At 30.4% G+C, this 3532-nt stretch carries 3 protein-coding genes; 1 reads left to right on the forward strand and 2 read right to left on the reverse strand.

Annotated elements, in window-relative coordinates; all coding sequences use genetic code 11:
• Positions 1-757 (forward strand): Fic family protein (locus tag Q0370_RS04140; RefSeq protein WP_299572515.1); only part of this gene is annotated, 757 nt, incomplete at its 5' end.
• 61 nt (positions 758-818) lie between these two features.
• On the opposite strand, the gene Q0370_RS04145 is transcribed toward Q0370_RS04140, so the two are convergent.
• On the reverse strand, positions 819-2018 hold the full coding sequence (locus Q0370_RS04145; RefSeq protein ID WP_299572518.1) for a homoserine dehydrogenase: 1200 nt from the start codon (positions 2016-2018) through the stop codon (positions 819-821).
• A gap of 48 nt (positions 2019-2066) precedes the next feature.
• Positions 2067-3329 carry an aspartate kinase gene (locus tag Q0370_RS04150; RefSeq protein WP_299572521.1) on the reverse strand — a complete coding sequence of 421 codons (1263 nt, stop codon included), beginning with the start codon at positions 3327-3329 and terminating at the stop codon, positions 2067-2069.
• Positions 3330-3532: the final 203 nt, after the last annotated feature.

Genomic DNA, 3532 nt, shown 5'->3' on the forward strand with positions numbered 1-3532 from the left:
AAAAAAATATAAAATAAATTTTGAAGAAATAGATAAAAAATTAAATAAATACAAAGAAACAAAACTTAATGAACATTTATTAAAACAATTAAGAAAGGATCTGATAATAAAATGGACATATAACAGCAATGCAATTGAAGGAAACACTTTTACATTGATGGAAACAAAAGTTCTGCTTGAAGATGGGATAACTGTTGGCGGTAAGACTATGAGAGAACATCTTGAAATAATAGGGCATGCTGAAGCCATTTATTATTTAGAAGAAATTATAAAAGATGATACGGAACTATCAGAAAAAGAGATAAGAAATATTCATAGTTTAGTAACAAAAGGCATTGAAAATATAAATCCAGGACAGTATCGAACAGTCCCAGTCTATATAAGTGGTTCAGAGCATATTCCACCACAGCCTTACATGATACTTCCTGAAATGGAAAAATTAATGTTATGGTATAGAAATGAGACAAATGAGTTGCACCCGATAGAAAGGGCAACTATTTTACATGGTGAATTTGTTAAAATACATCCATTTTTAGATGGAAATGGAAGAACTTCCAGACTGCTTCTAAATTTTGAACTTATGAAAAATGGCTATCCTCCGATAATTATTGAAAAGTCGGAAAGAGTAATTTATTTTGAAAGTCTGGAAAAAGGTTCACTAACAGGTGACTGGACTGATTTTATACAGTTTGTTGCTAAAAAATGTGAAGAAAGAATTGATTTTATAAATTCATTTAAAGAAAAAGAAATAAAATAATAAAAATACAAAAAATGGGGCATAAAAATGCCCCTTTAATTATGTAAATTATAAAAATATATTATTTCATAACTCTCAATATAAGCTTCTCTTTTGCATCCTTTAAGATCTCGTTAATTTCATTTTTTGAAATATTATTTGCTAAGATGATATAGTAATTTTCAATTTGATTTATTAGTTCAAATGGCGAATTTTCTATATCAAAGTCATCTGAAACTCTTATATAGTAAGAATCTTTCACTGTGTTTGAGTCCACAATTTCAAATACTTTTGTAGAATTAAAGAAATAATCTGATTCAATATGGTTTCTTGTTACAATTTTTACGATGTCTGCAACTACCGCTGATGCAGTTGGATCCATTCCTGCACCTTTTCCATAAAATAAAGTTTTGTCTGTATAAGAACCTGTTGTTTCAATCGCATTGTAAACATCATCAACTTTTGCTAAAATTTCGCTATTTGGAATTAATGTTGGCTCTACTGAAATTTGTACTGACTTATCAGATAAAAGTTTTGAGCTTGCAATTAATTTTATAGTTGAGTTTAGTTGGTTTGCTGAAAAGATATCAACTGTGCTGATTTCTCTTATTCCTGATAATTGCATATCTTTGAACTTGATTGAACCTCCATAGGCTAGTGAGGCAAGGATATTTATTTTATGTCCTGCATCAATTCCATCTACATCATAAGTAGGATCAGCTTCCGCATACCCTTTTTCAGAGGCAATTTTTAGTGCTTCATCAAATGATAAGTTATCTTCTTTCATTTTTGTCAAAATATAATTTGAAGTTCCGTTCATAATTCCACGAATTTCAGTAACTGTATTTGCAACTAGACTCTCCATCAAAGGTGTTACAATAGGAATCCCTCCGCCAACAGCAGCTTCAAACAGGAATAAAACTCCATTTTCCTTTGCTAATTGAAATAATTCTACTCCATATTTTGCAATTAGTGCCTTGTTTGCTGTAACGACACTTTTCTTAGCTTGAAATGCTTCAATAATTATCTGTTTTGCAATAGTTTCTCCACCAATTAGCTCTACAACAATCTTAATTTCAGGGTCATTTAATATTTTTTTGTAGTCATTTATAAGAACTGATTTATCAAAATTAAATGAAAATTCACGTTCAATATTTAAATCACAAGCATATTTTACTTCAATATCAGCTCTTGACTTTTCAAAAATGCTTTCCTTTTCATTTGTTAATACCTTAAAAACTCCTTCTCCCACAGTTCCTAATCCAATAATTCCTATTTTCATACTTTCTAAAGTCCTCTCTTTTGGTTATTCTGATATTTTATTTCTAGCTTAGCTGTCCATTTCAATAAATCTTTTATGAAGTGCATTTACTGCTTTTTCCACATCATTTTCATGAATAATGCAAGAAACATTAATCTCTGAACAAGAAATCATATCTATATTTATATTATTTTCAGCAAGTGTATCAAATATTTCAGCAGTAGTTTCATAGTGACTTTTTAATCCAATTCCAACAACAGATACTTTTGCAATTTTTTCTTCATACGAAACACCTTCAGCCCCAATATTCTCTTTTATCTGCTCCGAAATAGCCACAGCTTCCTTTAAATCATCACTTTTTACAGTAAATGATATATTATTTAATTCTTTGTTTGCACTTGAACTTTGCAAGATTATGTCTGTATTAATTTTTTCCTTAGCAAGTCTAGAAAATACTTTTGCAGCAATTCCTGGCTTATCAGGTACTCCAAAAAGTGTTATTTTTCCTTCATTTTTAGAAGAGGTAATACCAGCGATTTTTACTTTTTCCATAGCTTCTCCTTTTATGTCAATATTTTGATTTCCTATTTCATCAAATCCTTCTTCCCTTTGCACAATTGTTCCTTCGGAATCGTCAAATGATGAACGTAAATGTATTTTTATACCATATTTTGCTGCAATTTCAACTGATCTTGGATGCAGGACTTTTGCTCCTGAGGCAGCCAGTTCCAACATTTCCTGATAAGAAATTGTTTCTAATTTTTTTGCATTTTTTACAATTCTAGGATCTGCTGTATAAACTCCGTCAACATCAGTGTAAATCTCTACTTCATCAGCATTAAGAGCTGCTCCTAGTGCAACAGCAGTTGTATCGGAACCACCACGTCCAAGTGTAGTAATTTCATTATTTTCAGTAATTCCTTGAAATCCAGCAAATACCACTACATTTCCATCATTTAGTTTTTCCTGTATAATTTGTGTATCAATGTCAATAATTTTAGCTTTTGTATGCACAGATGTCGTTTTAAAATTAACTTGAAAAGCATTTAACGAAACGGCCTTTTCTCCCATATCAGCTACAGCAATCGCAAGTGACGCAATCGAAATCTGCTCTCCTGAAGTCAAAAGCATATCAAATTCACGTTTATTTGGCGAATCTGACAACTCATAAGCTCTTTTTATCAGCTCGTCAGTCCTTCCAGCCGGTGCAGAAACAACAACGATTACATCGTGTCCAGCCTTTTTATACTTTACAACTCTTTTAGCCACTTCCTTTACTCTCTCGGCATTTGCAACGGAAGTTCCGCCATATTTCTGTATAATTAAAGCCATATTACCTCCTATTTTTTCATAAAATTTAACTACTCTATAATATACTATTTTTTTTCATAAATTTCAATATTTTCATAAGCAAAGAATAACATATTCTAAATAAAAAAGCAAGGTAAATTCCAATATTTGTAAATATTGAAAGTATAAATTTTAAATATTTACAACAAAAAATTAATTTTGAATTTTTTTAGAATATTGACAAA

The organism is uncultured Leptotrichia sp., from assembly GCF_938036635.1.
GTDB lineage: Bacteria > Fusobacteriota > Fusobacteriia > Fusobacteriales > Leptotrichiaceae > Leptotrichia > Leptotrichia hongkongensis.